This window comes from Sporosarcina pasteurii, assembly GCF_041295575.1.
Classification (GTDB): domain Bacteria; phylum Bacillota; class Bacilli; order Bacillales_A; family Planococcaceae; genus Sporosarcina; species Sporosarcina pasteurii.
Map to the genome: position 1 here is coordinate 1,231,762 of NZ_CP160452.1, position 24,979 is coordinate 1,256,740.

The 24,979-nt window shown below is 39.1% G+C and carries 23 protein-coding genes and 1 riboswitch; of the genes, 14 read left to right on the top strand and 9 right to left on the bottom strand.

Annotated features, from left to right (window positions below):
• Positions 1 to 77: 77 nt before the first annotated feature.
• From AB1H92_RS05555 to dapA, 3 genes are all read left to right on the top strand, one after another.
• Complete coding sequence (locus AB1H92_RS05555; protein WP_115361675.1) at positions 78 to 941, top strand: malate synthase; 864 nt, start codon at positions 78 to 80, stop codon at positions 939 to 941.
• A 265-nt stretch (positions 942 to 1,206) separates the two neighbouring features.
• Positions 1,207 to 1,329: a hypothetical protein gene (locus AB1H92_RS05560; protein ID WP_256594310.1), complete on the top strand. Its 123-nt coding sequence runs from the start codon at positions 1,207 to 1,209 to the stop codon at positions 1,327 to 1,329.
• A 227-nt stretch (positions 1,330 to 1,556) separates the two neighbouring features.
• Positions 1,557 to 1,735: riboswitch (Lysine riboswitch) on the top strand.
• 124 nt (positions 1,736 to 1,859) lie between these two features.
• Positions 1,860 to 2,744, top strand: coding sequence for a 4-hydroxy-tetrahydrodipicolinate synthase (gene dapA, locus AB1H92_RS05565; RefSeq protein WP_115361671.1), 885 nt, complete (start codon positions 1,860 to 1,862; stop codon positions 2,742 to 2,744).
• Between the two features lie 133 nt (positions 2,745 to 2,877).
• Here the strand turns inward: dapA and AB1H92_RS05570 are convergent, their stop codons facing one another.
• The 7 genes from AB1H92_RS05570 to AB1H92_RS05600 form a co-directional block, all read right to left on the bottom strand.
• On the bottom strand, positions 2,878 to 3,846 hold the full coding sequence (locus AB1H92_RS05570) for an ABC transporter substrate-binding protein (protein ID WP_370475565.1): 969 nt from the start codon (positions 3,844 to 3,846) through the stop codon (positions 2,878 to 2,880).
• Between the two features lie 81 nt (positions 3,847 to 3,927).
• The gene (locus AB1H92_RS05575) at positions 3,928 to 4,680 is read right to left on the bottom strand and encodes an ABC transporter permease (protein WP_115361667.1); all 753 of its coding nucleotides are present in this window, start codon (positions 4,678 to 4,680) and stop codon (positions 3,928 to 3,930) included.
• Positions 4,613 to 5,455: an ABC transporter ATP-binding protein gene (locus AB1H92_RS05580; protein WP_115361665.1), complete on the bottom strand. Its 843-nt coding sequence runs from the start codon at positions 5,453 to 5,455 to the stop codon at positions 4,613 to 4,615. The genes AB1H92_RS05575 and AB1H92_RS05580 overlap by 68 nt, the downstream gene beginning before the upstream one ends.
• 144 nt (positions 5,456 to 5,599) lie before the next feature.
• Complete coding sequence (gene cysK / locus AB1H92_RS05585) at positions 5,600 to 6,529, bottom strand: cysteine synthase A (RefSeq protein ID WP_115361663.1); 930 nt, start codon at positions 6,527 to 6,529, stop codon at positions 5,600 to 5,602.
• 199 nt (positions 6,530 to 6,728) lie between these two features.
• Entirely contained in the window at positions 6,729 to 8,750 is a 2,022-nt protein-coding gene (locus tag AB1H92_RS05590; protein WP_311157230.1) for a cation:proton antiporter, read from the bottom strand.
• Positions 8,751 to 9,195: 445 nt separating this feature from the next.
• Positions 9,196 to 9,888, bottom strand: coding sequence for an SDR family oxidoreductase (locus AB1H92_RS05595; protein ID WP_115361660.1), 693 nt, complete (start codon positions 9,886 to 9,888; stop codon positions 9,196 to 9,198).
• 195 nt (positions 9,889 to 10,083) lie between these two features.
• On the bottom strand, positions 10,084 to 11,574 hold the full coding sequence (locus tag AB1H92_RS05600) for a peptide MFS transporter (RefSeq protein WP_370475433.1): 1,491 nt from the start codon (positions 11,572 to 11,574) through the stop codon (positions 10,084 to 10,086).
• Positions 11,575 to 12,113: 539 nt separating this feature from the next.
• Here AB1H92_RS05600 and AB1H92_RS05605 point away from each other — a divergent pair.
• The 5 genes from AB1H92_RS05605 to AB1H92_RS05625 all read left to right on the top strand — a co-directional run bounded on the left by AB1H92_RS05605 (position 12,114) and on the right by AB1H92_RS05625 (position 16,674).
• On the top strand, positions 12,114 to 12,236 hold the full coding sequence (locus AB1H92_RS05605; RefSeq protein ID WP_256594309.1) for a hypothetical protein: 123 nt from the start codon (positions 12,114 to 12,116) through the stop codon (positions 12,234 to 12,236).
• A 46-nt stretch (positions 12,237 to 12,282) separates the two neighbouring features.
• Entirely contained in the window at positions 12,283 to 12,840 is a 558-nt protein-coding gene (locus tag AB1H92_RS05610; RefSeq protein ID WP_115361656.1) for a DoxX family protein, read from the top strand.
• Positions 12,841 to 13,259: 419 nt separating this feature from the next.
• Positions 13,260 to 14,036 carry a 3-hydroxybutyrate dehydrogenase gene (locus AB1H92_RS05615; RefSeq protein WP_115364101.1) on the top strand — a complete coding sequence of 259 codons (777 nt, stop codon included), beginning with the start codon at positions 13,260 to 13,262 and terminating at the stop codon, positions 14,034 to 14,036.
• A 24-nt stretch (positions 14,037 to 14,060) separates the two neighbouring features.
• Positions 14,061 to 15,344 carry a GntP family permease gene (locus tag AB1H92_RS05620; RefSeq protein ID WP_115361654.1) on the top strand — a complete coding sequence of 428 codons (1,284 nt, stop codon included), beginning with the start codon at positions 14,061 to 14,063 and terminating at the stop codon, positions 15,342 to 15,344.
• Between the two features lie 133 nt (positions 15,345 to 15,477).
• Positions 15,478 to 16,674: a benzoate/H(+) symporter BenE family transporter gene (locus AB1H92_RS05625; RefSeq protein WP_115361652.1), complete on the top strand. Its 1,197-nt coding sequence runs from the start codon at positions 15,478 to 15,480 to the stop codon at positions 16,672 to 16,674.
• A 62-nt stretch (positions 16,675 to 16,736) separates the two neighbouring features.
• Here AB1H92_RS05625 and AB1H92_RS05630 read toward each other — a convergent pair whose 3' ends face one another.
• Together AB1H92_RS05630 and AB1H92_RS05635 are read right to left on the bottom strand one after the other, a co-directional pair.
• Positions 16,737 to 17,705 carry a 3-hydroxyacyl-CoA dehydrogenase family protein gene (locus AB1H92_RS05630; RefSeq protein ID WP_115361650.1) on the bottom strand — a complete coding sequence of 323 codons (969 nt, stop codon included), beginning with the start codon at positions 17,703 to 17,705 and terminating at the stop codon, positions 16,737 to 16,739.
• Positions 17,706 to 17,874: 169 nt separating this feature from the next.
• The gene (locus tag AB1H92_RS05635; RefSeq protein ID WP_115361648.1) at positions 17,875 to 18,759 is read right to left on the bottom strand and encodes a LysR family transcriptional regulator; all 885 of its coding nucleotides are present in this window, start codon (positions 18,757 to 18,759) and stop codon (positions 17,875 to 17,877) included.
• Between the two features lie 491 nt (positions 18,760 to 19,250).
• On the opposite strand from AB1H92_RS05635, the gene AB1H92_RS05640 reads away from it, so the two are divergent.
• The 6 genes from AB1H92_RS05640 (at position 19,251) to AB1H92_RS05665 (ending at position 24,879) form a co-directional block, all read left to right on the top strand.
• Positions 19,251 to 20,537, top strand: coding sequence for a Rieske 2Fe-2S domain-containing protein (locus AB1H92_RS05640; RefSeq protein WP_115361646.1), 1,287 nt, complete (start codon positions 19,251 to 19,253; stop codon positions 20,535 to 20,537).
• Complete coding sequence (locus AB1H92_RS05645) at positions 20,534 to 21,013, top strand: aromatic-ring-hydroxylating dioxygenase subunit beta (RefSeq protein WP_115361644.1); 480 nt, start codon at positions 20,534 to 20,536, stop codon at positions 21,011 to 21,013. Before AB1H92_RS05640 ends, AB1H92_RS05645 begins: the two co-directional genes overlap by 4 nt.
• A gap of 134 nt (positions 21,014 to 21,147) precedes the next feature.
• Positions 21,148 to 22,191 carry an NAD(P)/FAD-dependent oxidoreductase gene (locus AB1H92_RS05650; protein WP_115361642.1) on the top strand — a complete coding sequence of 348 codons (1,044 nt, stop codon included), beginning with the start codon at positions 21,148 to 21,150 and terminating at the stop codon, positions 22,189 to 22,191.
• Between the two features lie 96 nt (positions 22,192 to 22,287).
• Entirely contained in the window at positions 22,288 to 22,539 is a 252-nt protein-coding gene (locus AB1H92_RS05655; RefSeq protein WP_115361640.1) for a ferredoxin, read from the top strand.
• 69 nt (positions 22,540 to 22,608) lie between these two features.
• Positions 22,609 to 24,075: an aldehyde dehydrogenase gene (locus AB1H92_RS05660; RefSeq protein ID WP_115361638.1), complete on the top strand. Its 1,467-nt coding sequence runs from the start codon at positions 22,609 to 22,611 to the stop codon at positions 24,073 to 24,075.
• Positions 24,076 to 24,090: 15 nt separating this feature from the next.
• Positions 24,091 to 24,879 carry a 2-keto-4-pentenoate hydratase gene (locus AB1H92_RS05665; protein ID WP_115361636.1) on the top strand — a complete coding sequence of 263 codons (789 nt, stop codon included), beginning with the start codon at positions 24,091 to 24,093 and terminating at the stop codon, positions 24,877 to 24,879.
• Positions 24,880 to 24,979 lie beyond the last annotated feature (100 nt).

Below are 24,979 nucleotides of genomic sequence, written 5' to 3' on the forward strand. Positions count from 1 at the left end.
TTTTTGGTTTTTAAACTTCTTTTCATTTCATTCGGTCGAAATAAACAGCTAATTATTGATATAAGGAGAGTGGGTTAGTGAATTTAATTAATGAGGAAATTACTCATAAAGTGTTTGGTGAAGGAAATATCGTGGAACATGAAGGATCTATCATCACGGTTGATTTTAATGAGGGGATAAAAAAATTCGTTTATCCTGATGCATTTAGAGAGTTTATCACACTTAATGACCGAGATACTGCAAAATCTTTGAAGGAAATCTTTTTGAAAAAAGAAAAGAAGAAAAAAGCGCTCGAAAGGGAACGTGCAGAAGAACAAGAGAGACTGGCGCTTGAACGACAATTTAGGGAGAAATTAAAGAACAATCGGATCCATGAAAGCGCACAAATTGTTTTCTGGCTGGACGAAGAAGAACAACAAAATGTATTTACCGACTGGCAAGTAAGTACCGGCATGATTCAAAGCGGCGTAAATAAAGGCCAGCCAAATAGAGCGGCTCGTTTGCGTCCGAACAGTGCAGGTCTTCTGACTGCAAGAGAAGCGGAACAAGCAGAAACAGAAAGACGGATCCTCGGTCTCTATATGGTGAATGAAACATTTTCCGGCAACAGTAGTAATGATGGAATGGTCCCGTCCCACGCAGAATTTAGAATCAAACTGACAGACGAAGAAGCAGAGAAAATGCTTTTCTGGAATTACTATATCAATCAGAATCATCCTCATCGAACTTCATGGAATTCTGGTAAATATCGTTATTTCGATAATGTTTGGACTGCCCAAATTTTAAAAGATATCATTGCGTTAAAAACAGATGAAGAGCAAATTAAAGAAGTTGAACGCTTTCTGGAATATTTCTGTAAAATGAATGCACTTGACATAAATAACATTCCGGAAGCAAACGGAGCTTTGAAACAATCAGAATCAATCGACACAGTAGGTTGATTCACATAACCCGAACCAATGACATTAGGTAAATAGAGTAATCCTGCCCAAAGGATGTGTTTGGGCAGGATTACTTTTTGTTATGTCTTCAAAAGCGGGAATCATCATAAAACGCAATTACTTTGATTATTGTCATAAAAACGTCGAATGTAAGCGCTTTAGTTTCGAATGATTTGTGAAGGTGTACACATTGTCCTTTTTTTCTGTTATAAAACACAGTATACTAAAGGTGCAATGAAAAGTAACTAATAAAGGAGAATGTCAAATGTGGGTAGTCACAGTATTTGAGCAACATTCCTTCAGAATTTTCGAATATACAAATCAAAGTGAAGCGAAAAAAGCACTAGCACATTTTTCAAAAAACGCACGTCTTTCATATGTAGCTTAATCATATTGATCAATCAACCCTTTCCAATTTGGGAAGGGTTTTTTGTTGGGCCTATTTATGAAACGGTTTTTGGTTTTTAAAATGAAAAATCTTGAATGCGAAATTGCCGCTAATTGAATATGATCATTACACTTTAAACTGCTTTCGTAGAATTCATCCTTGCATTTTTTATCAAAAAGAAGTATAGTCATAGTAATTAAAGATTTCTCTTATTTCAAAAGTTTTGAAGTAAGGATAGAGGCGCAAAAACCATTAGTACACAACCTGAGGATAATGAGGTCCGATGATGATTGTGGAAAGGGGGATTTGCCGAAGTGGAGAGAGACTCATTTTTCTCGAAGCTGGTTCTGGGTTGAATAAGCTCAGGATTGTCATATAGGAGACTATATGGAGGGCTATCTTTTTGCAAAGAAATAATTTATTATTTCAGCTGCAACAACGAACCCTCGTTGTTGCTTTTTGCGTTTAATAATTAGTTGCCCTACTCCCTCTATTTATTTTCCAAAAATAAATGATAGGAAGTGGAGTTAATGAATTTTGGACAAATTGTAACAGCAATGGTGACACCTTTTGATGAACAGGGTGAGATTGATTTCCCAGCGACGAGTAACTTGATTGAGTACTTAATTGCCAACGGATCAGATAGTTTAGTGATTGCAGGGACTACTGGAGAATCTCCGACACTGACTGATGATGAAAAGGTTGAATTATTTAAGTATACGGTGGAAGTAGTACAGGGAAGAGTTCCGGTGATTGCGGGAACAGGTTCAAACAACACGAAAGCGTCGATTGAACTGACAATGCGTGCGGAAGAAGTAGGGGTTAATGGGATTATGCTTGTTTCGCCTTACTATAATAAACCATGTCAAGAAGGGTTATATGAACATTTCAAGACAATTGCAGCTTCCACGTCTTTACCGATTATGCTCTATAACATTCCTGGGCGCAGCGCCGTCAATATGGAAGTGGAGACGACTGTTCGACTTGCCAATATTTCTAATATCGTTGCGATTAAAGAGGCGAGCGCTGATTTAGATGCGATGGCTAAAATTATTGAGCAAACGCCTGACGAGTTTTCATTGTATAGCGGAGATGATAGTTTAGCGCTTCCTGTTTTGGCAATTGGTGGGGTGGGTGTCGTATCTGTGTCATCTCATATTATCGGAAATAATATGCAAACCATGCTTGAAAACTTTACTAATGGCGATGTACAACAAGCAGCGAGAGATCATCGTAGATTGCTACCTGTTATGAAAGCAATGTTTGCAACGCCAAATCCAACCGCAGTCAAAGCCGCATTGAATATTAAAGGAGTCGATGTCGGCGGTGTCCGTCTACCAATGATTCCGTTAAATGAAGAACAACTTCATGAGCTTCAAGAGGTTTTATTAACACACGATCGTATGGCTATTTGAATAGCTGAGCGGAAAAAGTTCACATAACAAACCATAAAATAATACAATAAAAAGCGGTAGCTCAATAACATATACTTGTATGAACAAAAAAGAGGAAGATAAAAACATTTATCTTCCTCTTTTTATATTTAATTTATTCGAGAGACTCTAATAGTTCTAATCGGAACAAACCATCGATATCAGCGCTTTTTGCATAACCAGCTTCTTCACTGATTGTCGCCATTTCTTGAATCACTTGTTCATTCACCAATGTTGTCACTTGGAGTCGACTAAAGGCAACTTCTACTTCTTCCTTGTCAATCTCTTTTCCTGTTAATTCTTTAATATGATGAATGACAAGTTCTTGGCTTTCTTCTGGATGTTGTTCAATAAATTGAACGGCTTTCATATGCGCTGTTAAATAAGCTTTCGTAAGCTCATCGTTTTCTAGAAAACCTTCTCTAGCAACGACGACTGTATTTGTAGAGTCTTTTCCCCATGCAAATGACTCCCAATCCAATAGCAAATTACCGTCTGCCTGTGATTCTAAAATATATCCCCACGGTTCTTGGGTTGCAGTTGCATCAACTGACTTTTGAATGAATAGTGTTGCTGTGTCAGCGGGGGCTGCCGCAAATAGTTCGACTGTTCCACCATTTGTCGTCGGTTTCAAATCTACCTCTTGAAGTGCTTTTCTTAACATAACATCTTGCGTACTTCCTATCACTGGAATCGCAACTTTTTTGCCGTCTAAATCTTTTAGTGATGATATATTACTATGATCACTTGTAACGAGTACGGCACCGCCATTTACAGCACCGGAAATAATATGATATCTCGGATCTTTCACAAAGATGTTCAGAAGTGGTCCCGGCCCAACTGTACCTACGTCAATCGATTTAGTTGCCATCGCTTCCATAAATAATCCGCCATTGCTCACTGTTTTTGTCTTAATTTCAATGTCATCGCTAAAAGCTTCCTTGAAATAACCGTTTTCCAATGCGACAATCGTTGTAATATGCGTTAAGTTTGGAAAATACCCGATGTTCACTTCTTTAATGTCGGCCTCGCTTTCTTTTCCACATGCCGCTAAAATACTGAGCAAAAATACTGTTAACAGCATAAGTACAGGTAATTTTCTTCTCATACAAATCACTCCTCTAATTTCGTCTTATTTTTAATGCTTTTAGCTAATAAATCTCACCTAACTAACTCCCCATTTCTTCTGGACGTTGCGTTCTAGTCGTAAAAAGACGACGTTATCCATAATCGTACCGATGACGCCGATAATAATCATGACAGAAATGACCAAATCCATCTGTCCTAATGATCTGCCCGTCTCAAGAAGTTGCCCTAAGCCGTTTCCAGCGCCGAGCAATTCTCCTGCCATTAATGCACGCCATGAAAATGCCCATGCAATTCGTAACCCCGAAATGAGTTGGGGAACAGAGGAGGGGAGGATAACGGTTCGCAAAAAGTGAAATCCGTTTGACCCAAATGTTTTGCCTACTCGTTGGTAAAGCGTCGGAACATTTTTAAAGCCACTCGTCGCGTTAATTGTCATCGTCCAAGTTGCCCCGATGGTCACGATAAATAAAATCGCAATATCATTCAAACCAAACCAAATAATTGCAAGTGGGAACCAAACAATACTTGGAATAGACTGAAGGGCAGTTACGAGGAATCCAAGTGTATCTTCCACCAGCTTAAATCGCCAAATTAAATAACCTAATAGCAAACCAAGTATGATTGCAATCGAAAAGCCAAGGAGAAGCCGACCTAAACTGCTCGTAATTGCGGAAATCATTTGTCCGCTAATCAAACCTGACAGTAATGTTTGAATGACCTGAGTAAAACTAGGAAACATAAAAGTGGGTAAATCTGATAATCTAGATGTGACTTCCCATATCCCCGCTAGCATCGCGATGAAGATCACGCGTCTTAAAACTGTAGTCATCGCCCATTTCCTCCTTTACTACTTTCTCAATTTCAGCTTCTAAAGCTGTTAAAATTTGTTTCTCTAATTGAAGCGTAATATCATTTGGTGTGATACCATCCTTCGTTGTTTCGACTGTAAAGGTTGCTTTGATTTTTCCTGGACGTGTTTCAAAAACAATGATTTTTTCCGATAAAAGCACAGCCTCCCGAATGTTATGGGTAATAAAGAAAATCGTCACTTTTGTCTTTTTCCAAATTTCCAGGAGTTCATTATGTAAAACCATTCTCGTTTGCTCATCCAAAGCGGCAAAGGGTTCATCCATTAATAAAATATCCGGTTCCATGACAAGTGCACGTGCAATTGATGCACGTTGCTTCATGCCGCCCGATAATTGGTGCGGATAGGCATCCGCATAATTACTTAAATGAACCATCTTCAACATCTCTCGTGCTTTATCTTCAGCTTCTTTTTTAGTAATTTTCTTCAAACGCAATCCGTAGGTAACATTATCTAGAATCGTTAACCATGGAAATAATCCATCTTCTTGAAAGACAACTACTCGGTCTGGCCCCGCGCTTGTTACTTTCTTTCCGGCAATCCGAATTTCTCCTGCGTCTGGTTGTTCAAGTCCTGCGATTAAATATAGTAATGTTGATTTCCCGCAGCCAGAGGGGCCTACAATGGACACGAATTGGCCTTGCTCAACTTCTAAATCAATGGCATCTAACACTTTCACTTGCCCATTTTCTTTATGAGGAAAACTTTTTTCAATCCCATCAATCGTCAAATACATATTGAATTTCCTCCTTCATTCATAAATCCTATTAAATCAATATGAATAAATGTATTACATATAATCTACTATACTACTCGGAATTGTCAACTATGTATAGTTAAAAAAACCTTCCACCTAATCTCATAGGCAAAAGGTTGAATTTTAAAATTGAAATAAGTCGCTCGATAAATAACGTTCACCTGAATCTGGTGCGATACAGACGACAGTATCATTTGGTGTTAAACGCTTGGCAACCTCTAGTGCTGCAAAAACCGATGCACCACCAGAAGGTCCAAGTAGGATACCTTCATTAGCAGCTAATTGTCTCACGATATAATAGGCCTCATCATCTTCTATTTTGAAAATTTCATCATACACATTTGTATTGAGTACATGCGGAATAAAACCTGGGCTTGTTCCAACAAGCTTATGTTTTCCGGGCTTGCCGCCGGACAACACCGGAGATCCAGCTGGCTCAGCCACATGGACAGTAATTGAAGGGTCATACTCTTTGAGTGCTTCTCCAGTTCCTGTAACGGTTCCACCTGTTCCGGCAGTACAAACAAAAGCAGTAAGTTTTCTGTCAATCGCTGCCATTGCATCAATGATTTCAACGGCAGTCGTTGTTCGATGAATATTAGGATTCGCCTCATTATCAAATTGCATTGGAATAAAACTGTTTTCAATTGCGGAGGCAAGTTCGTTCGCTTTAGCGATTGCGCCAGGCATTCTCTCTTCACTCGGTGTAAGAATAATTTCTGCACCATATGCCTTTAATAGATTAATGCGCTCAGCAGTTGCATTATCGGGCATAACCATAATTGCCCGATAACCTTTAGCTGCAGCATTCATGGCAAGTCCGATCCCAGTATTTCCAGACGTCGGTTCAATAATCGTTGCACCAACTTGTAATTGTCCGCTTGCTTCCGCCGCTACAATCATATTGTAAGCAGCGCGGTCTTTGACACTTCGGCTAGGATTAAAAAATTCAAGTTTCACATAGACTGCCGCACCATTTTCCGGAGATAATGACCGCAGCTTGACAAGCGGCGTATTTCCAATCAGATCGGCAATATTATTAACAACTCGCATAGTAATCTTCCTTTCCAACAATTCTCTGCTTCTAATTTATCATAACAAAATAATCTATATTAATCCTCCTTATTTACAAGGGATTAAAATAGGGGGGAGAACTATTGGTGAAATTGGGGAAGAGTGTCTACACGGTTAACAAAAAAAATCAACCATAGAAACCCTCTTAGGAGAATCTATGGTTGATTTAACTTAGTTTTTATTCACGTGATCCACGAATATCTGTTTCTTTCATTTCCGTTGGATAAAACACGATGAAGTTGCCGCGATTTAAAGCAGCAAGTTGCTTCGGCATATCTTCTAATTCAGGATTCCATGCCACTGTACCTCTTCTGGCACTTAATAAAATGACTAGGTCAGTTGATTTAATTTCGTTCAAATCATTTTCATAAAGTGAATCCCAACTATCCTTTGAATGGAAGTCAATTTTAATATTAGGGCGTACCCGTCCAGAAACTTTTTCATAGACATCTAAGTCATCACGAAGAACAAGGCCTTTAATGGATGTGCTTAACTGGGAAGCAATATCCTTAATAATAGAAATCGCATCTTCAAACCCCGGTTTATAGACAACGTTATTTGGCAGAATCAAAATAATACGATCCATTGTATTGAGCGGTTGTCTCACTTTCGTAATCAGTGAGCGCTGATACGTATGTTCAAGGAAGTTGTCAATGACCGTTCCATAAGTCTTTTCATCTCGTTGCCTGACACCATCCCAGCCTGCGATAATCGTTGTAATTTGTTCTTCGGTAGAAGCACGTTCAATTCCCCATCCAACATTTTGGTCCACTCTTGTTAGGAGTTTGACAGGAACTTCTGCACCTGAGGCATACATCACCGCATGCTCGAGCATTCTTTCTGCCTGAGATACCTCATCGCTCGCCTGTTTTAAATCTTTTTGAACAACTGTCAATGGATAGAGCGGCGCATTTGAATTTAACGCCTTTTTCACAACAAACCCCATATCCATTAAAGATTCCATTGTATCTGGGTTCGAAAGTGGGATTAAGATTCGTTCAGGAAGTGATTCATCCCGGCCGCCCTTATCCTGTGAAATAGCCAGTTTTTTGGCATATTTTTCAGAGAAGTAGGGACCAATAATACAAGTTACCAAGATGATCACAATCACCGCGTTTACGATTTGCTGATCAATTAACCCAAGTCGAAATCCTACAAGCGTCGCTGCTAATGTTGCAGCCGCCTGTGATATAGAAAGACCAAAAATTAGTTTTGTTTCTACTTTTGAATAACCGTATACCTTACCCGTAATCCAGCTTGAGATCAACTTACCGACAATTCCGGCAACTAAGATTAATGCTGTTATTAACAACGCATCGGGATTAGAGATCAATACGCGAAGATCCATTAACATCCCAACAGATAATAAGAAGAATGGAATAAACAATGCATTCGCCGTAAAGCGAATTCTATTCATCAATGGACCGTGATCATAAATGTACCGGTTTAGTGCAAGACCGGCTAAGAATGCACCGATAATTGGTTCTAAACCTACAAATAATGAAATTGCCCCGGCTACGAATAGAACAGCCATGACAAAGTTAAACTCCAAAGCGGCTTCATTTTTTGAGCGTTTAAAAAACCACTTTGTTAGATATGGTGTAATGATAAGAACGCCAGCAGCAAAAACTGCTGTTGAAATTAACAAATACATCCAAAACCCGAAAGTTAAGTTTCCAGCGGATGCACCTGTTACGATAGCAAGCACGAGCATTGCCAAACTATCCGTTAATAAAGTACCACCAATTGCTGTAGTGACTGCTTTATTTTTCGTCACCCCAAATGTACTTACGGCCGGATAACCAAGTAACGTATGGGAAGAAAGAATCGTACCGAATAAAATAGCTGAAAGTACACCAAGATCAAGCCATAATCCTACGATAATTCCAAGAATAAAAGGAAATCCGAAAGAAAGTAATCCAAAAAGGATACTTCGATTTCGATATTTTTTAAACCCGTCAAAGTCAAGTTCAAGACCTGCAATAAACATAATAAATAATAAACCGACTGTTCCGAGTAACTCAATGGTCGAATCGCGAGCTAGTATGCCTAGCCCATTGGGTCCGACGATAATTCCCGCCAAAATTGGTCCGATAATCGCAGGCATTCTTAATTTCCCCATCAATATAGGGAAGAATAAAAACATTAACACTGCCAAACCGAATATGAGAACGGGTCCCTCTAGTGGGAAACTCATCATTATTTCAACCTCGCCTTCCAGTAACAAAAAAACATTATCATTGTATATTGATTTTCTTTTTATGAATAAACAATGTACTATATTTGATTTCAAAATTCTAGTCTAAAAAGGTAATTTAAATCATTAGACAGTTTAGATAAAGAAGCAGTTTGGCGATAGAGCCCACTATAAGCGGATAATACGCTGTAGGATGGTTGTCGGAAATCATTCAGATATTAGTTGAATTTAAAACATTTAAGCATTTAGAGCCAAGACCATCGTTGCAACTTGTATATAGTGAAGAGGAATGTCTAAAGGGGGAATCGTCATGAATTTGTGTGCATTGCTTTAGGTGCATTTTTGAATTGCAACAGCAATTGGAGATATTGGAGCAAAGCAGGTGAAAAGCGTATGATGTAAGAAACGCTCACGACTGCTAATCGTCGTGAGCATGTATTCAAATCGTTCAATGATTTTTAATGACCACTTGCTCCACATTTAAGTTTTTTCTTTCTACTGCGTTATGGTAAATGATATCGGCAATATCATCAGGGTCCATTAATCCTGCTGTTTGAGACACATCGAAAATGCCATCCCAAAATTCTGTTTTCATACCGCCCATATACGCGCCGAATACGTGAATGTCTGTTTCTTGTAGCTCGACTACTAGACTTTCGTGGAAACCTCGCATACCAAACTTACTTGCACAGTACACGGATTCTGTCTTCTTGCCTTCTAATCCGGCCGTGGAAACGACGTTTACAATGCTTCCGGTATTTTTCGCTTTCATATCGGTTAGTACTTCTTGCGTACAGAAAATTGTCCCTTTCAAGTTGATGTCAATCATTTGGTGTACAGCTTCTTCTGATAAGTTTTCCGCTGCATCAAACATGCCGACACCTGCATTATTTACAAGGACATCTACGCTACCTAAGTTTTCTTTGATGTTTGTAAAAACATCGGATACTTCACGTTTAGACGATACGTCTACTGAGAAAATCGAATGTGCTTTATTAGGTAAGCTTTTCGCAGTTCGCACTAATTTATCTTCTGTTCTACCAAGTAAACAAACGTGATAACCATCTTCCGCATATTTTTTTGCCAGGGAAGCACCTAATCCACTTCCGGCTCCAGTAATGACAGCTATTTTTTTAACCATGTATCCATCAATCCTTTCTGTTTTGTGCAATGATTAGATAATTATACATATTATAGGTGCATCGACTCCTGTTGTGTCAATCTAAGTCGAATAGAATTGAGCTAAACTCTAAAAAATAGGCTGCCGAACCCCGGCGATCATTCGGGTTTCCAACAGCCTAAATCTCGTTTTATTTATGCTTGTTTATAAAATAAATTAACGAATGCCCTTCATAAATCGCTGAATCACTGGTGAGATGAAAAACAGCAAGATACTGAGGACAATTGCAGAACCGCCAATTGTACCAAAATAAATAATTTCAGTTTCTGCCGAATAAAACTTAACGAGTTGCGCATTTAATGCTTGCGCGGCTGCGTTTGATAAAAACCATAAGCTCATTGTTTGCGCTGAAAACGCAGCTGGTGCAAGTTTTGTAGTTGCAGATAAACCAACAGGGGAGAGACATAATTCTCCGACCGCAACGAAGAAAATACTTAATACTAACCAGAGTGGATTCACAAGCGCATCTCCGCCACCCAAATAACTTGGCAATAAAATGACGATAAAGGATAAACCACCGAATAATAAACCTAGTGAAAACTTCTGTGGAATTGTTGGCTGCCGATCCCCAAGCTTCACCCAAAGCCAAGCAAACATTGGTGCAAGAATAATAACAAATAAAGGCCAGAACGATTGGAACCAAGCCGGAGATAGCTCAATCCCCATGAAATTCAAATTCGCCCTTGTATCTGCAAAAAGCGCTAAAACGGTTGCCCCTTGTTCAGCAATGACCCAGAATAAAACAGATGCTAAAAAGAGAGGAATATAAGCGATAATTCTTGATTGCTCAACTTCAGTCGTTTTTGGGCTTCTATACATCACGATAAAATAAGCAGTAGGAATGAGGAAAGCTAATATTCCGACAAATGCTACAAACGAATCAAACGTTAACCAACCTTGTGGAATAGAAATTGCAACAAGCAGGGCAGTCACGATTGTCGATACTAAAGAAATCACTAGTGCACGTTTTTTCTCTGAAGGGTTTAATGGGTTTGGCGCTTGTGTACCTGCAAGTCCAAGATTTTTCTTTTTCGTCGCAATAAACACGACCAAACCTAAGAACATTCCGACAGCTGCAACACCAAAGCCTAAATGGAAACTGGTCTTCATTAAACTCCCGACAATTAATGGGGAAACGAATGCACCCATATTAATTCCCATATAGAAAATACTAAATCCGGCATCACGACGATGATCATCTTCCGTATACAAGTCACCAACAACGCTAGAAACGTTAGGCTTTAATAGTCCTGTACCAAGTACAATAAGCACCATCGAAATAAAGAACATCGTTAAGTTCCCAGGAATTGCTAAAACTAAATGCCCAAACATGATTAGAATCCCGCCGTAAAAAACAGCTTTAGAAGTTCCAAATAACCGATCAGCTAACCATCCACCAATAATACCTGACATATAGACGAGTGAACCATAAATTGACATGATAGATAGCGCGATGGTCTTATCTAATCCAAGTCCGCCATTTGAGACTTCATAGTACATGTAGAAGACAAGAATTGCGCGCATTCCATAGTAGGAAAAACGTTCCCAAAACTCAGTGAAAAATAAAGTGAATAACCCTTTGGGATGCCCGAAAAAACCTTTTTGTGGGGCACTTTCAATAATTTGTTGTTTCGTTAATTTTGACACGATAAATCCCCCCCTTACATATAACACATAATACATGTAAGCGTTTTTTAATGCTATCAGAATACTATTTAATTAATAATGTTTTAAGATAACGATAATTGCGAAATATTAGACTACTATTAAGGGGATAAAAATACGTCTTTTTATATTATGTTCTTGTTCATTTCATGGTTTTAAATAAGTTATTTCAAAATAACATTTGGTGGATTTCAACAAGATGATTGTATCAACTGGACATCTATAAAGAATGAAGCGGATAGCTACCACTTCGTACATTAAATTTACTTTCAGATTGCCTAATTTCAACAATCAGCCCTTAGGGGTGTGAATGTTAGTGAATACGCTTATAGTCGGTAAACATTTAAGTGAAGTAGTTCACAAAATGGACAAAAGGTTGTGAAGCATTCGTGAAGTGTTTCACAAACTACTTTTCATTGAAAGTGAAATGCGTATAATACTAGTTAATAAGACGGACAAATCTTATAGACTCATTGGGCTACATCATATAAAAGCGATTAGAGAGGAGGCGGGGAGAGGACATGTGGTTACTTACAGTTTTTGAGAAAACAAATGTTAGGATTTATGAATACCAAGATAAGGCAGAAGCGTTAGTAGCACTTAAACAATTTGAACACGGTGCATTATTAACTTACATGAACTAATTTAGTGAGCATGTAATTATTTATATAACTTATTAGAGGTGAGGACATGGTAGAATTAAGAAATTCCCAATTTGGGAAAAATGTTATTGTCGAGGAAAATCCACTATCAAAATGGTTGTTTTCAAATACAACATCCGCATGGATATGGTTGGTATTAAGAGTATACCTCGGTTACTCTTGGTTAAAAGCAGGTATTGGAAAAGTTACGTCTGACGCATGGACTGGCGATAAAGCAGGCGTCGCAATAGAAGGTTTCATGAAAGGTGCTCTAGCAAAAGCTGAAGCAGGGGACGTTGCTGGATGGTATGCTTGGTTTTTAGAAAATGTTGTCATTCCAAATGCGGTTCCATTTTCTTATATGGTCGCATGGGGTGAAGTATTAGTAGGCATTGGATTGATCGTCGGAATGCTAACGGGAATTGCAGCGTTCTTCGGTGCAACAATGAATATGTCTTTCTTATTGGCAGGTACGGTCAGCTCAAACCCAGTTATGTTTATGATTGCAATTGTCCTAATCTTAGCTTGGAAAGTTGCCGGTTGGTATGGACTAGACCGCTGGGTATTGCCTCGTTTAGGAACGCCTTGGTCTTCAAGAAATAAATAGAATAAACTAAATGAAATCCCAAGTTTAATTGCTTGGGATTTTTTGCGTAAAGAAATTTGTCTGAAAATGGTATCTATTATTACTACTGCATCACACAGTTAACAAGATAACTCGCTGTCTATTGGCCAAGTTTTACGAAATCTTTCATTTATTCTTTGAAGTAAGCGTATACATGTCTTAGGACTGAGGTACTTGCAATTTCGGAATAGATAGAGTATTAAGTATAGAGGGGGGTAGATAACTTGTAGGTAAAAGCGTTCACACTTCTTTAGCTGAATCCACTTATCCTGGGACACTTTATTTACAAGGATTTTTGGACATGCATACGTTTTGTTAGAAGAAGTAAAGAAGTGTCATTTCCTGTAACATCATGCTTAGCAACAGAAAATGAAACAATATTACTAGGGGAGGTTATTGAATTGAACAAAGATAAAGTTGTGTTTATTACAGGGGCAGCAAGTGGAATAGGGTATGAAATTGGGCTGGAGTTTGCAAAAGAAGGAGCCAAGGTTGCATTTTCGGATGTCAATGAAGAAAAACTAAATGAAGTCGTCACCGATCTAGTCGCTGAAGGTTATGATTGCTTTGGTGTGAAATGCGATGTTACTAATGAGAACGAGATTAAAGAAGCAATTGATAGAACAGTAGAACGGTACGGCCGGCTCGATGTATTGGTGAATAATGCGGGGATGCAGCATGTTTCGCTAATAGAAGATTTTCCAACTGAACGTTTTGAGCTTATGACAAAGATTATGCTGATTGCACCATTTATGGCCATTAAGCATGTGATGCCAATGATGAAAAAGCAAGGATTTGGTCGAATCATTAATATGGCATCGATTAATGGGGTCATCGGATTCGCCGGTAAATCGGCTTATAATAGTGCAAAACATGGCGTTATTGGCCTTACAAAAGTAGCTGCATTAGAAGGGGCAGAATATGGCGTTACTGTCAATGCAATATGTCCAGGCTACTGTGATACGCCGCTCGTCCGGAATCAGCTTGTCGACTTAGCGACAAATCGAAATGTGTCACTTGAAAAAGTTTTGGAGGAAGTCATCTATCCGCTCGTCCCACAAAAGAGACTGTTGGCGGTCCAAGAGATTGCGGACGTCGCATTGTTTATTGCAAGTGATAAAGCAAAAGGCATGACAGGTCAATCAATCATTATTGATGGCGGATATACTGCACAGTAAAATACTTTTGAAAAGGAGAATCTTATGTTAGGGATTATTCTTGGACTCATCGTTTTAATGGTTCTCGCTTATTTAGGTTGGTCGATTATTTGGGTGGCTCCGATTGCTGCTGGGGTTGTAGCACTTACAGGCGGTTTGGATTTATTAGATGCTTATAAAGACACGTATATGGGCGGATTTGTTGATTTTGCCAAAGCTTGGTTTCCTGTGTTTTTACTAGGTGCAATATTTGGTAAGTTGATGGAGGACACGGGAATGGCAAGGTCAGTTGCTGTTTCTATTACAAAATTATTGGGAACGAAGCGTGCAATCTTAGGAGTTGTTCTGTCAGCAGCTGTCCTCACTTATGGTGGGGTGAGTCTGTTTGTAGTTGTATTTGCTGTTTATCCGCTTGCTTTATCGTTATTTAGAGAAGCAAATATTACTAGGCGATTAATCCCGCCTACGATTGCACTGGGTGCTTTCACGTTTACGATGACAGCGATTCCTGGAACACCGCAAATACAAAACTTAATTCCGATCAATTACTTTAAAACGACGGCAGGTGCAGCGCCGATTATGGGAATTGTAGCCGCACTCATTATGCTGGGCGGTGGCTATTGGTATTTAAGTTGGCGGGAGAGTAAAACGAGACTCGCTGGAGAAGTGTTCACCGAACCGGAAGATGAAAATGTTCTGAATCCTGATGGGCATGTGCCTTCATTTATTTTGTCTTTATTGCCATTGCTTATTGTTCTGGTTACATTGAATTTGTTTAAATGGGACATTGTTGCAGCTCTGCTATCAGGTATTCTATTAATTATCCTACTCAACTTAAGTAAAATGAACATGTTTATCAAAGCACTTAATGGAGGAGCGATTGGTTCAGTTACCGCAATCATAAATACAAGTGCGGCAGTTGGGTTCGGGACGGTTGTAAAAGTAGTCCCTGGCTTTGAAAAACTGACGGAGCTATTAATGGGCATCAAAGGAAATCCTATAATTTCAGAAGCTGTGGCCGTTAACATTCTCGCAGGGGCAACAGGTTCAGCATCTGGGGGAATGGGAATTGCCCTAGAAGCGCTAGGCTCCAAGTATTATGAGATTGCCTTAGAAACAGGAATGAGTCCAGAGGCATTTCACCGAGTTGCATCCCTTGCTTCAGGAGGATTGGATACGCTTCCACATAATGGCGCAGTGTTAACACTGCTGACGATTACAGGGATGAGTCATAAGGAAAGTTATAAAGACATTTTTGTCGTAGCGGTCCTCATTCCAGTAATTGCGCTTATTGCAGCAATTTTACTGGCCATTGTTGGACTTGTATGATTCTATTATTCTAGTTTGTTACGATTCTTTCAGTAGTATCATCATTTCCAAATGAACCTAAAAAAGCAAATCCCCCCTTGCATTCAATAGACAGAATAGTTAGAGTGGAGAGTATGTTTGTAGGGGGGATGGTATGGGGAGATTCGCATTGCGTCAAAGCCTCAATCTTAAAACAGTTAGCGCTGGGGTCGTTGCAGCGATTTTTGGTTGTACAGGACCCGCCCTCATTATTATCGGAGGTGCGACTAGTAACGGCTTGTCTTATTCCGAAACAATCAGTTGGATATTCGCTGTTTATTTTTTTAGCGGGTTACTGGGTATTTTTTTATCAATAAAATATCGTCAGCCTATCGCAGGAGCGCATTCGATTGCGGGAGCAGTATTAGTCGTGGGGTCTTTATCTTTTTTTACAATCAATGAGGCAGTAGGCGCTTATTTAGTTGCTCATTTATTGATTATACTATTAGGCACATCAGGTTTAATTGATAAAGTGATGAACTGGTTGCCCGTCCCGATTGTCATGGGTATGATCGTTGGGGTGATGATCCGTTTTGCGACGGACATGATTACGTCGATAACGATTTCGCCGCTTTTAGCAGGCGGGGCAATTATTGCATTTTTACTCTCAATGCGGACTAAAATTCCTCCAGTATTATCTGCATTAATCCTATCTATTTTATTAGCAGTTTTGACAAATCAATTTAAGATTGAAAGTATTTCAGAAGGATTCATTTTGCCGCAACTTATCATGCCAGTATTTAGTTTAGATGCCATTGTTTCGATAGCGATTCCCCTGGCAATCCTCATTATCTGTACAGAAAATGCACAAGCAACGGGTGTATTAATGGCACAAGGCTATAAACCGCCGAACAACGCGATGGCAATTTATGGTTCAATCGTTGGGCTTGTCGGTTCATGTTTTGGGGGACATGCGATTAATATTGCTGGACCGATGACGGCCATTTGTTCCGATCAGGATGTAGGAGAAAAAGAACACCGGTATGCAGCCGCAGTCGTATGCGGTGGGCTATTCTCAACTTTCGGTTTGTTTGCGACGGTACTCGTCCCATTCATTATTGCCATGCCGAGCGTAATTGTAAGTGTTATAGCGGGACTTGCCATGCTTGGTGTTTTAATTAATTCACTTAAAGCTGCTTTTTCAGCCAGTCATTTTCAAATGGGGGCTTTCTTTGCCTTGATTATTGGCATGTCAGGTATAAGTTTTTTTAACATCAGTGCACCGCTTTGGGCAATTGTCGGTAGTTTGATGGTTTCTTTTCTCGTTGAAAGAGAGCATTTTACTTTGGGGAGAAAAGAAAAAGTAAATTGAAAAAGAAACCAGCCAAAATGGGTTGGTTTCTTTTTCTAATGATATAATGATAATCAAAAATACTAGTTTTTAGAAGATAGAACGGGTTCTTTATTTGCGTCCGCTTTTTGCTGCATCAACTTTAATAAATCTAAGAAATGATCGTCTCGCGTATGAATGGCTTGTTCGCCGTAATCATCATATTGATAAAACCCTTGATTCGTTCGAATTCCGTGCTGATTATGCTCCACCATGTCCGATAAAAATGAAGGCACCTCTCTCGTATTCGATAAATCTTGCATAATGTTTCCGACCATGGCTTCCGTTGTTTGTAGGCCTGCCAAGTCTTGACTTTCCATCGGTCCACAAAATGCCCATTTAAAGCCCATGCTTCCTTTCATTGCGACATCAATATCTTCGGCGGTTGCAACTCCAGACTCGATTAAATGAAAAGCCTCACGCAACATCGCAACTTGAACACGGTTGACAATAAATCCTGTAATTTCTTTTTTTAGTACAACAGGAGACTTTCCGATACCTTTCATCAAATCATACGTTGTTTCAACGACTGCTTCATCAGTATCTTCGACTTTTACAATTTCCACAATAGGTACGATTTGTGGTGGATTGAAAAAATGCGTAATGATAAATCTTTCTGGATGCTTTGCGTTTTTTGTTAACTCTTTTAACGGAAAAGTTGATGTGTTTGATGAAATAATTGTATTTTTGCTGACAGCGCTTTCAATAATCTCGTAAGTATCTAACTTCGTTTGAAGTACTTCTGGAATGGATTCGAGAATAAAATCAGCATCCTGAATGGCTTCATGTAAATCCGTTTTATAAGTAATACGTGCCAATGCTTGGTTCATATCATTTTCTGTGAGCATTGCCTTTTCTACCATAATCTTCAAGCTGTTCGTAATCATATCTTTCGCTTTCTCAAGTGATGTTTCGCGCCTTGCTTGAATACGTACGTTTTTTCCTGCTTGCGCAAATAATTGTGCAGCACCATGTCCCATAACTCCTGCTCCGAGTACTGTAATATTCTCCATTTCATTACCCCTTTTCCTTGCTAATTATTTATATAACTGGATTTTGACACTTGAAAGAGTATCTTGTCAGTTATAATTTTCATTAGTATAGCATGTATCTTCTGAAAAGATTGTAATTTAAGTTAATTGTAGTGTTGCAATCCATATTAATAGACTTAAAAATCCCTTCTCACATGGTTTTTTCCATTTCATGATTAATAATAGAGTAAATGATTTTTTTAATAGGTTTGGCAATGGCAGAGTTTTTCCTGTATTGTACATAAACTTTGTTTGGAATGTTGTCAATGCCTTCGATTTTTTTAACTACTAAATTTGTATCTATATGTTTATTAATTCCAAGGGAAGGGGTTATGCCTATACCTAAGCCGCTTTCAACTAAGTTTTTTAACATCTCGTTATTATCAACTTCAATCCTCTTCACGTTCGGAATCCCTATAAGTTTTTGTTCTATTTCAGACCATAATTTTGTATGTCGGCGATACCCGATGATTGTTTGTCCTTGTAAATCATTTAATCTAAGTGTTGTTTTTTCTGCTAGTGGATGATTTTTACTAAGTGCTGCGATAAGACGATTATCGAATAAATATTCAGAGATTAACTCTGGTTTATGTGATAAAACATTTCTTGTGAAGACGAGATCAAATTCACCAGACAAAATTTGTTCATTTAAACTAACCGAGTCTTCTCCTTCGATGATAGTAATTCCTAAGTTATCAATATCAATCACAGAATTGATAACCTCTGTAATAAAGGAATATGAATAGCCCGGAGAAAACCCAATCCTGACATTTGGATATTTAGCTGATCTCGTTACTTCTTTGGAATGATTCATATAGGTTAATATACTTGTGGCATATTCTACGAAAATACTTCCTTCTTCAGTTAATGTAATTTGTCTGCCCACTCTTTCAAACAATTGGCAAACAAGTTCCTTTTCCAAGTTTTTAATTCTTGCAGTTACTGTAGGTTGGGTGACATTTAATAATTCAGCTGCCTTTGAGTAACTTTTGTGCTTAGCGATTGTTAGAAATGTCTCTAACTGAACTTTGTCCATATGTATCACTCCTTAAAGTTTTTCTTCTGTCAAATGAATTTTTTTCTAATTCCTTGCAACCTCCGAGTCTAAGAGGGGAGGTGCAAGTTCGGGTTAACAAATGAATAGAAAAAATTTTGAATATAAGGGTGAAACTAAAAAAAAATCAATTGGTCTTTCACTATAGTAGACTATATACTTGGACTAGGTCAAATTTATAGAATATTCAATTCGTTCGAGACGCTTTAAGCTCAATCAGGTTTCTAATGGGGATGATTGCGGTGCCAACGTAGGAAGTGGATAGAAAAATGGGTTACATGTAAGCGTTTTCCGTTAGAGGTTTTGTAAAGTATTAGAATCCATTTAGCAGGATGATAGGGCAACTAAACCTATTGTTCCTATTGGAAAAGTGATGTATCCATTTGTGACGGATGCATACTGAAGCTAGAATTGGAGTTTCAATTAAAAGTACTTCACAAATAATGTTTTTAAAGAAATAAGGAGGAAAACAAATGAGCAAATACGTAATTGAAAATCAGGAAAAGTGCGAGTTTTTAGTTCACCGAAGCGCATTTACGTCACAGGAGATTTTGGAAAAGGAAAGAGAAGAAATTTTTAGCAAGTGCTGGTTGTTTATTGGTCATGAAACTGAAATTCCGAAAAAAGGTGATTTCAAACGTAAAAAGGTAGGCGGCAGAAACCTACTCTTTACACGTGGAAGTGATGATGTGATTAGAGTTTTATATAACTCATGTCCACATCGCGGTGCACTTGTTTGTCGTGAAGATGAAGGAAATACAAGAGTGTTTCGCTGCTTCTACCACGCATGGAGTTTTAAAAACGACGGCGAGTTAGTCGGAATGCCTGGTAAAGATGGTTTCGCGGATGATTTTAACTGTGATGGCGCTAAAAATATGAAACAAGTTGAGCGTCTTGAAAGTTATCGCGGCCTAATGTTTGTCAACTTCGATGAGAATGCTGTTTCTCTTGAGGAGTACCTAGGCAACGCGAAAGAGTATATCGACTTAGTCGCAGATCAATCTGAGCTTGGCATGGAAGCACTTAATGATCCTCAAGAGTATAGTGTACGGGCAAACTGGAAGTTAATTGGAGAAAACAGTGTTGACTTATATCACGGAATGCCGACGCATAAAACTTATTTCGATATCAAAATGGAGCAAGATGCTAACGCTAAAAATGTAAAGCTTGAAGGAATTGGAAAAGATTTAGGGAACGGACATGCGGTAATGGAATACACATCTCCATGGGGTAGGCCGGTTGCTCGTTGGACTCCTGCTTGGGATGAAGAAGATAAAAAAGAAATCGATGAAATTAAACAGAAACTAGTTGAAAGGTTTGGCGAGGAAAGAGCAGACAGAATTGCCAACTACAACCGAAACATCCTCATTTTCCCGAACCTAGTCATTAATGACATCATGGCTATTACACTGCGTACTTATTATCCAGTTGAGCCAGGCTACATGGAAGTAACAGGTTATTCCTTAGCACCAGTTGGAGAAAGTGAGAAGTCCAGATTGATGAGAAACGAAAACTTCCTTGAGTTCTTAGGACCAGGCGGATTTGCATCTCCAGATGACAACGAAGCGCTTGAACTTTGTCAAGAAGGTTACTTGAACAATACTGGGGTCGAATGGAATGACATCTCTAAAGGAATGAACCGCATGAACAATGGCGAGCAGCCGCATGCAACAGATGAGGAGCAAATGCGTAGCTTCTGGAGACAGTGGAATAAAATTATATCGAAAGATGTCAAAGAAAAAGAGGAGGCACTAGTATGACGAAAACTCGCGCGGAAATCGAAGCATTTTTATATCATGAAAATGAATTGCTAGACGAATGGAAATTAGAAGAGTGGGCTGCATTATTTACGGATACCGGAAGTTATCTGATTCCACCGCTTAAAAATCCAACAGCAAATCCGGCAACATCATTATTTTACGTCCATGACGATCGTAAGAGATTGGAAGATAGAGCAAAAAGATTATTGAAAAAAGAAGCGCATGTTGAATATCCGCATTCCAAAACGTTGCGTAACATTAGCAACGTCAGAATTAAAAGCCAGGAAGACAATAAAATTGTTGTAAGGTGTAATTTTACTACTTACAGAACAAAACGTGATGTGATTGATACTTTTATAGGTGTTCAAGATTATCATTTAATTGTTGAAAATGATGCGCTTAAAATCCAAGAAAAGAAAGTAACACTACAACTAGATAGCTTACGGCCACATGGAAAAATAAGCCTTATATTATGAATTACGGCTAAACATATGCGGTCTAATTGTTTAAAGGCCGCTACATATTCCTTAGTTAACGGCGCGGCCTGGTATTAATTTCGAATAATGCGCCGTTAATTTATTGGAAAATTTTTAGTAAGGAGGTTCAAAATATGAATTATCAGTCTGAAGTCGTTGATATGACGATTATCGGTGGCGGGCCTGTTGGGTTATTTACTGCATTTTATGCGGGAATGCGGCAGGCATCAGTGAAAATCATTGAAAGTCTTCCCCAATTAGGTGGGCAACTGTCAGCACTCTATCCTGAAAAATACATTTATGATATTGCTGGGTTTCCAAAGATTAGTGCGCAAGACCTTGTTGACCGACTCACTGAACAAATGCATCAGTTTGATCCAATCATTTGTACGGGACAGTCTGTAGAGGTTGTTGAGAAAGAAGGCGATATTTTTAAAATCACAACGAGCAAAGAAATCCATTACTCCAAAACGATTATTATTACAGCAGGTAATGGGGCATTTCAACCTCGTAAAATGAATATCGAAAGTGAAGAGAAGTTTGCGGATAAAAACCTTCATTACTTCGTTCAAGATTTACAGCAGTTTGCCGACAAAAAAGTCGTTCTTTTTGGCGGGGGAGATTCGGCAGTGGATTGGGCGTTAATGCTTGAGCCTATTGCAGAGAAAGTTACGTTAATTCATAGAAGAGATAAATTCCGTGCACATGAGCATAGTGTTGAGTTGCTAAAACAGTCGAATGTAGAGATATTGACTCCATACGTTCCGGTTGAGTTAGTGGGTGATGAACGAATCGAAAAAGTCATCGTCAAAGAAACGAGAGGCGAGGAAACTTTAGAAATTGAAGCAGACGATGTACTCGTCAATTATGGCTTTGTTTCATCGCTTGGACCAATAAAAAATTGGGGATTAGAAATCGATAAAAACTCCATTGTTGTTAATTCAAAGATGGAAACGAATATTGAAGGGATCTATGCGACTGGAGACATTTGCACGTATGACGGCAAAGTGAAGTTGATTGCTACTGGATTTGGGGAGTCACCAATCGCTGTTAGTAATGCAAAGGTTTATATAGATCCAACAGCCCGCGTGCAGACACAGCATAGTACGACGCTCATGGAGAGTAAAGAATTTAAAAAGAAAACAACGAAAGCGAAAGAAACTGTAGGCATCTCATAATCATGAGAAAATGCACTGTTCGGAAATACCCGATTTAGTGAAATTGGAAATGTGTAGATGAATCAGATCAGAAACACAAAATACGGGGGTGTATAGATGGCAAAGTACACAATAGTTGACCAGGATACATGTATTGCTTGCGGTGCATGTGCAATTGCCGCGCCGGATTTATTCGATTATGACGATGAGGGCATTTCCTTTGGACTTCTGGATAATAACAAAGGAATTACGCCTGTAGTAGATGAAGAAATGATTGACGAATTAGAAGATGCTTATGAAAGCTGTCCATCTAATTCAATTCAAATGTCTGATGAACCTTTTAGTAGTGAAAAAGAGGAAGCTAGTTAACTAATCATCATACATCTTGGGGAATCGCACCGTTTATCAGGTTAAAAAATGATTAGGGAGGAATTTTGAATGGTTACGAAAACAAAAGTGCAAGCAATCGACTGCCGTCATTTTATTGGTGGACAGTATGTGGAAATAGAGGAAGGAAAAAGCTTTGAAAATATAAACCCAGCTACGGAAGAAGTTCTTGGACTTGTCGCAGAAGGTGGAAAAGCAGAAGTAGATCTTGCGGTTAAAGCTGCTCGAAAAGCACTTAAAGGACCTTGGAAAGATGCAACGCTTGAAGAACGGTCCAAAATTCTTCGTAAAGTCGGGGATTTAATTCTAGAAAGACAGGAAGAATTAGCACGTCTTGAGTGTTTGGATACTGGGAAACCTCTTTCGCTAACGAACACAATTGATATACCGAGGGCTGCTTATAACTTCCACCATTTTGCAGATTACATTATTTCAGTTGGAACAGAAGCTTATCAACAGGAAGATCGAAATGCTTTACATTATTCAGTACGCAAGCCAGTAGGGGTTGTCGGCATTATTAAACCGTGGAACTTGCCGTTGCTACTTTTAACTTGGAAATTAGCTCCTGCTTTAGGAATGGGAAACACAGCGGTTATTAAACCAGCTGAGTGGACACCGATGACGGCAACTGTCCTGATGGAAATTCTTAAAGACGCGGGTGTTCCGGACGGAGTTGTAAACCTTGTTCATGGATTTGGTCCAAATTCGGCAGGTGGCGCGATTTCTGAACATCCGGACGTCGATGCAATTTCCTTCATTGGTGAGCCAAGTACGGGTTCTGCAATTATGAAAGCAGGCGCAGCTACGCTGAAAAAGCTTTCCTTTGAACTAGGTGGTAAAAATCCAAACATTATCTTTGCAGATGCGGATTTAGATGAGGTTGTTGAGACAACAATCAGATCCAGTTTTATTAACCAAGGTCAAGTGTGCCTATGTGGCTCCCGTATTTATGTAGAGAGACCTGCTTATGAGGCATTTTTAGAGAAGTTTGTTGCAAAAACAAAAGAATTAACAGTTGGTAAACCTTTTGAAGAAGGTACAAACGTTGGCTCACTCGTCAGTAAAGAACATTATGAGCGTGTACTTAGCTACGTAGAAATTGCACGTGAAGAAGGCGGTACATTCTTAACGGGCGGCAATCGTCCAAAAGGATTGGAAAAAGGATACTACTTAGAACCAACGATTATTACTGGATTAGATCGCAACTCTCGTTGTGTAAGAGAAGAAATTTTCGGGCCAGTTGTAACTGTTGTTCCTTTTGATACAGAAGAAGAAGTGATCGAGCAAGCGAATGATACACATTACGGCCTAAGTGCATCCATCTGGACGAATGATGTCAGACGTGCACATCGTGTCGCACATCAAATTGAAGCTGGAATGGTTTGGGTAAATACATGGTTCCTACGAGATTTAAGAACACCATTTGGTGGGATGAAACATAGCGGAATTGGTAGAACTGGTGGCATGCACAGCATTGATTTCTATTCCGAGTTATCGAATATTACGATTAAGTTGTAAAAGGAAGTGTGATGAATGACAACAGCAGTAGCAAATAAATTCAAAGTATTAGCGAAACAATTACTTGTAGCAGAAGAGACGCTCATCGGTACATCGCCGTTAACTTCTGAAGATCAGAATTTAACGGTGGAAGAAGCTTATGCGATTCAACTTGAGAATATTGAACGAAAGGTAGCACAAGGACAGACGATTGTTGGGAAGAAAATTGGCTTAACTTCAAAAGCGATGCAAGACTTGCTTGGGGTTGATGAACCGGATTATGGACATCTACTAGATAGCATGGTTGTCGAAAATGGAAATGCGGTTCCAAAAGACAAAGTTCTCCAACCGAGAGTGGAAGGCGAAATTGCATTCGTCTTAAAAGAGGACTTAAAAGGACCGAATGTGACGACGTTAGACGTATTGCAAGCAACAGATTATATTTTGCCGGCAATTGAAGTCGTAGATAGTAGAGTGAAAGACTGGAAGATTAAATTAGAAGATACAATTGCTGACAATGCATCTTCTGCGTTCTATGCGCTTGGCGGCAAGCCAGTAAAAATAGAAGATGTCGATCTAGAATTAGTCGGCATGGTACTGCTTAAAAATGGCAAGCTCGTGAATACAGGTGTTGGCGCGGCCGCCCTTGGGAATCCTGCACAATGTGTCGCTTGGCTCGCGAACCGATTGGCAGATTTCGATATTCCGCTACGTAAGGGTGAAGTCATCTTATCAGGTGCGCTTTCCGCAGCAGTAGATGCAGAAGAAGGAGATACATTTACAGCAAGATTTGCACATCTAGGTGAAGTTAGCATTCACTTTTAAATGATAGGGTCAATTTTAGAAACGAAGAATAATAGCGAATTATGAATGAGGTTTGGCGCTGTAGGCAGACGCCTATTGCGCCAATAACAACATTTACGCT

Excerpts from the sequence above, each read along its gene's own strand:
- AB1H92_RS05595 (WP_115361660.1), bottom strand. The coding sequence starts at position 9,888 with ATGGTTAAAAAAATAGCTGTCATTACTGGAGCCGGAAGTGGATTAGGT.
- AB1H92_RS05620 (WP_115361654.1), top strand. The coding sequence starts at position 14,061 with ATGTTAGGGATTATTCTTGGACTCATCGTTTTAATGGTTCTCGCTTAT.
- AB1H92_RS05650 (WP_115361642.1), top strand. The coding sequence starts at position 21,148 with ATGAATTATCAGTCTGAAGTCGTTGATATGACGATTATCGGTGGCGGG.
- dapA (WP_115361671.1), top strand. The coding sequence starts at position 1,860 with ATGAATTTTGGACAAATTGTAACAGCAATGGTGACACCTTTTGATGAA.
- AB1H92_RS05610 (WP_115361656.1), top strand. The coding sequence starts at position 12,283 with ATGGTAGAATTAAGAAATTCCCAATTTGGGAAAAATGTTATTGTCGAG.
- AB1H92_RS05630 (WP_115361650.1), bottom strand. The coding sequence starts at position 17,705 with ATGGAGAATATTACAGTACTCGGAGCAGGAGTTATGGGACATGGTGCT.
- AB1H92_RS05580 (WP_115361665.1), bottom strand. The coding sequence starts at position 5,455 with ATGTATTTGACGATTGATGGGATTGAAAAAAGTTTTCCTCATAAAGAA.
- AB1H92_RS05625 (WP_115361652.1), top strand. The coding sequence starts at position 15,478 with ATGGGGAGATTCGCATTGCGTCAAAGCCTCAATCTTAAAACAGTTAGC.
- AB1H92_RS05570 (WP_370475565.1), bottom strand. The coding sequence starts at position 3,846 with ATGCTGTTAACAGTATTTTTGCTCAGTATTTTAGCGGCATGTGGAAAA.
- AB1H92_RS05575 (WP_115361667.1), bottom strand. The coding sequence starts at position 4,680 with ATGACTACAGTTTTAAGACGCGTGATCTTCATCGCGATGCTAGCGGGG.
- AB1H92_RS05665 (WP_115361636.1), top strand. The coding sequence starts at position 24,091 with ATGACAACAGCAGTAGCAAATAAATTCAAAGTATTAGCGAAACAATTA.
- AB1H92_RS05590 (WP_311157230.1), bottom strand. The coding sequence starts at position 8,750 with ATGATGAGTTTCCCACTAGAGGGACCCGTTCTCATATTCGGTTTGGCA.
- AB1H92_RS05635 (WP_115361648.1), bottom strand. The coding sequence starts at position 18,759 with ATGGACAAAGTTCAGTTAGAGACATTTCTAACAATCGCTAAGCACAAA.
- AB1H92_RS05645 (WP_115361644.1), top strand. The coding sequence starts at position 20,534 with ATGACGAAAACTCGCGCGGAAATCGAAGCATTTTTATATCATGAAAAT.
- AB1H92_RS05605 (WP_256594309.1), top strand. The coding sequence starts at position 12,114 with ATGTGGTTACTTACAGTTTTTGAGAAAACAAATGTTAGGATTTATGAA.
- AB1H92_RS05560 (WP_256594310.1), top strand. The coding sequence starts at position 1,207 with ATGTGGGTAGTCACAGTATTTGAGCAACATTCCTTCAGAATTTTCGAA.
- AB1H92_RS05660 (WP_115361638.1), top strand. The coding sequence starts at position 22,609 with ATGGTTACGAAAACAAAAGTGCAAGCAATCGACTGCCGTCATTTTATT.
- AB1H92_RS05655 (WP_115361640.1), top strand. The coding sequence starts at position 22,288 with ATGGCAAAGTACACAATAGTTGACCAGGATACATGTATTGCTTGCGGT.
- cysK (WP_115361663.1), bottom strand. The coding sequence starts at position 6,529 with ATGCGAGTTGTTAATAATATTGCCGATCTGATTGGAAATACGCCGCTT.
- AB1H92_RS05640 (WP_115361646.1), top strand. The coding sequence starts at position 19,251 with ATGAGCAAATACGTAATTGAAAATCAGGAAAAGTGCGAGTTTTTAGTT.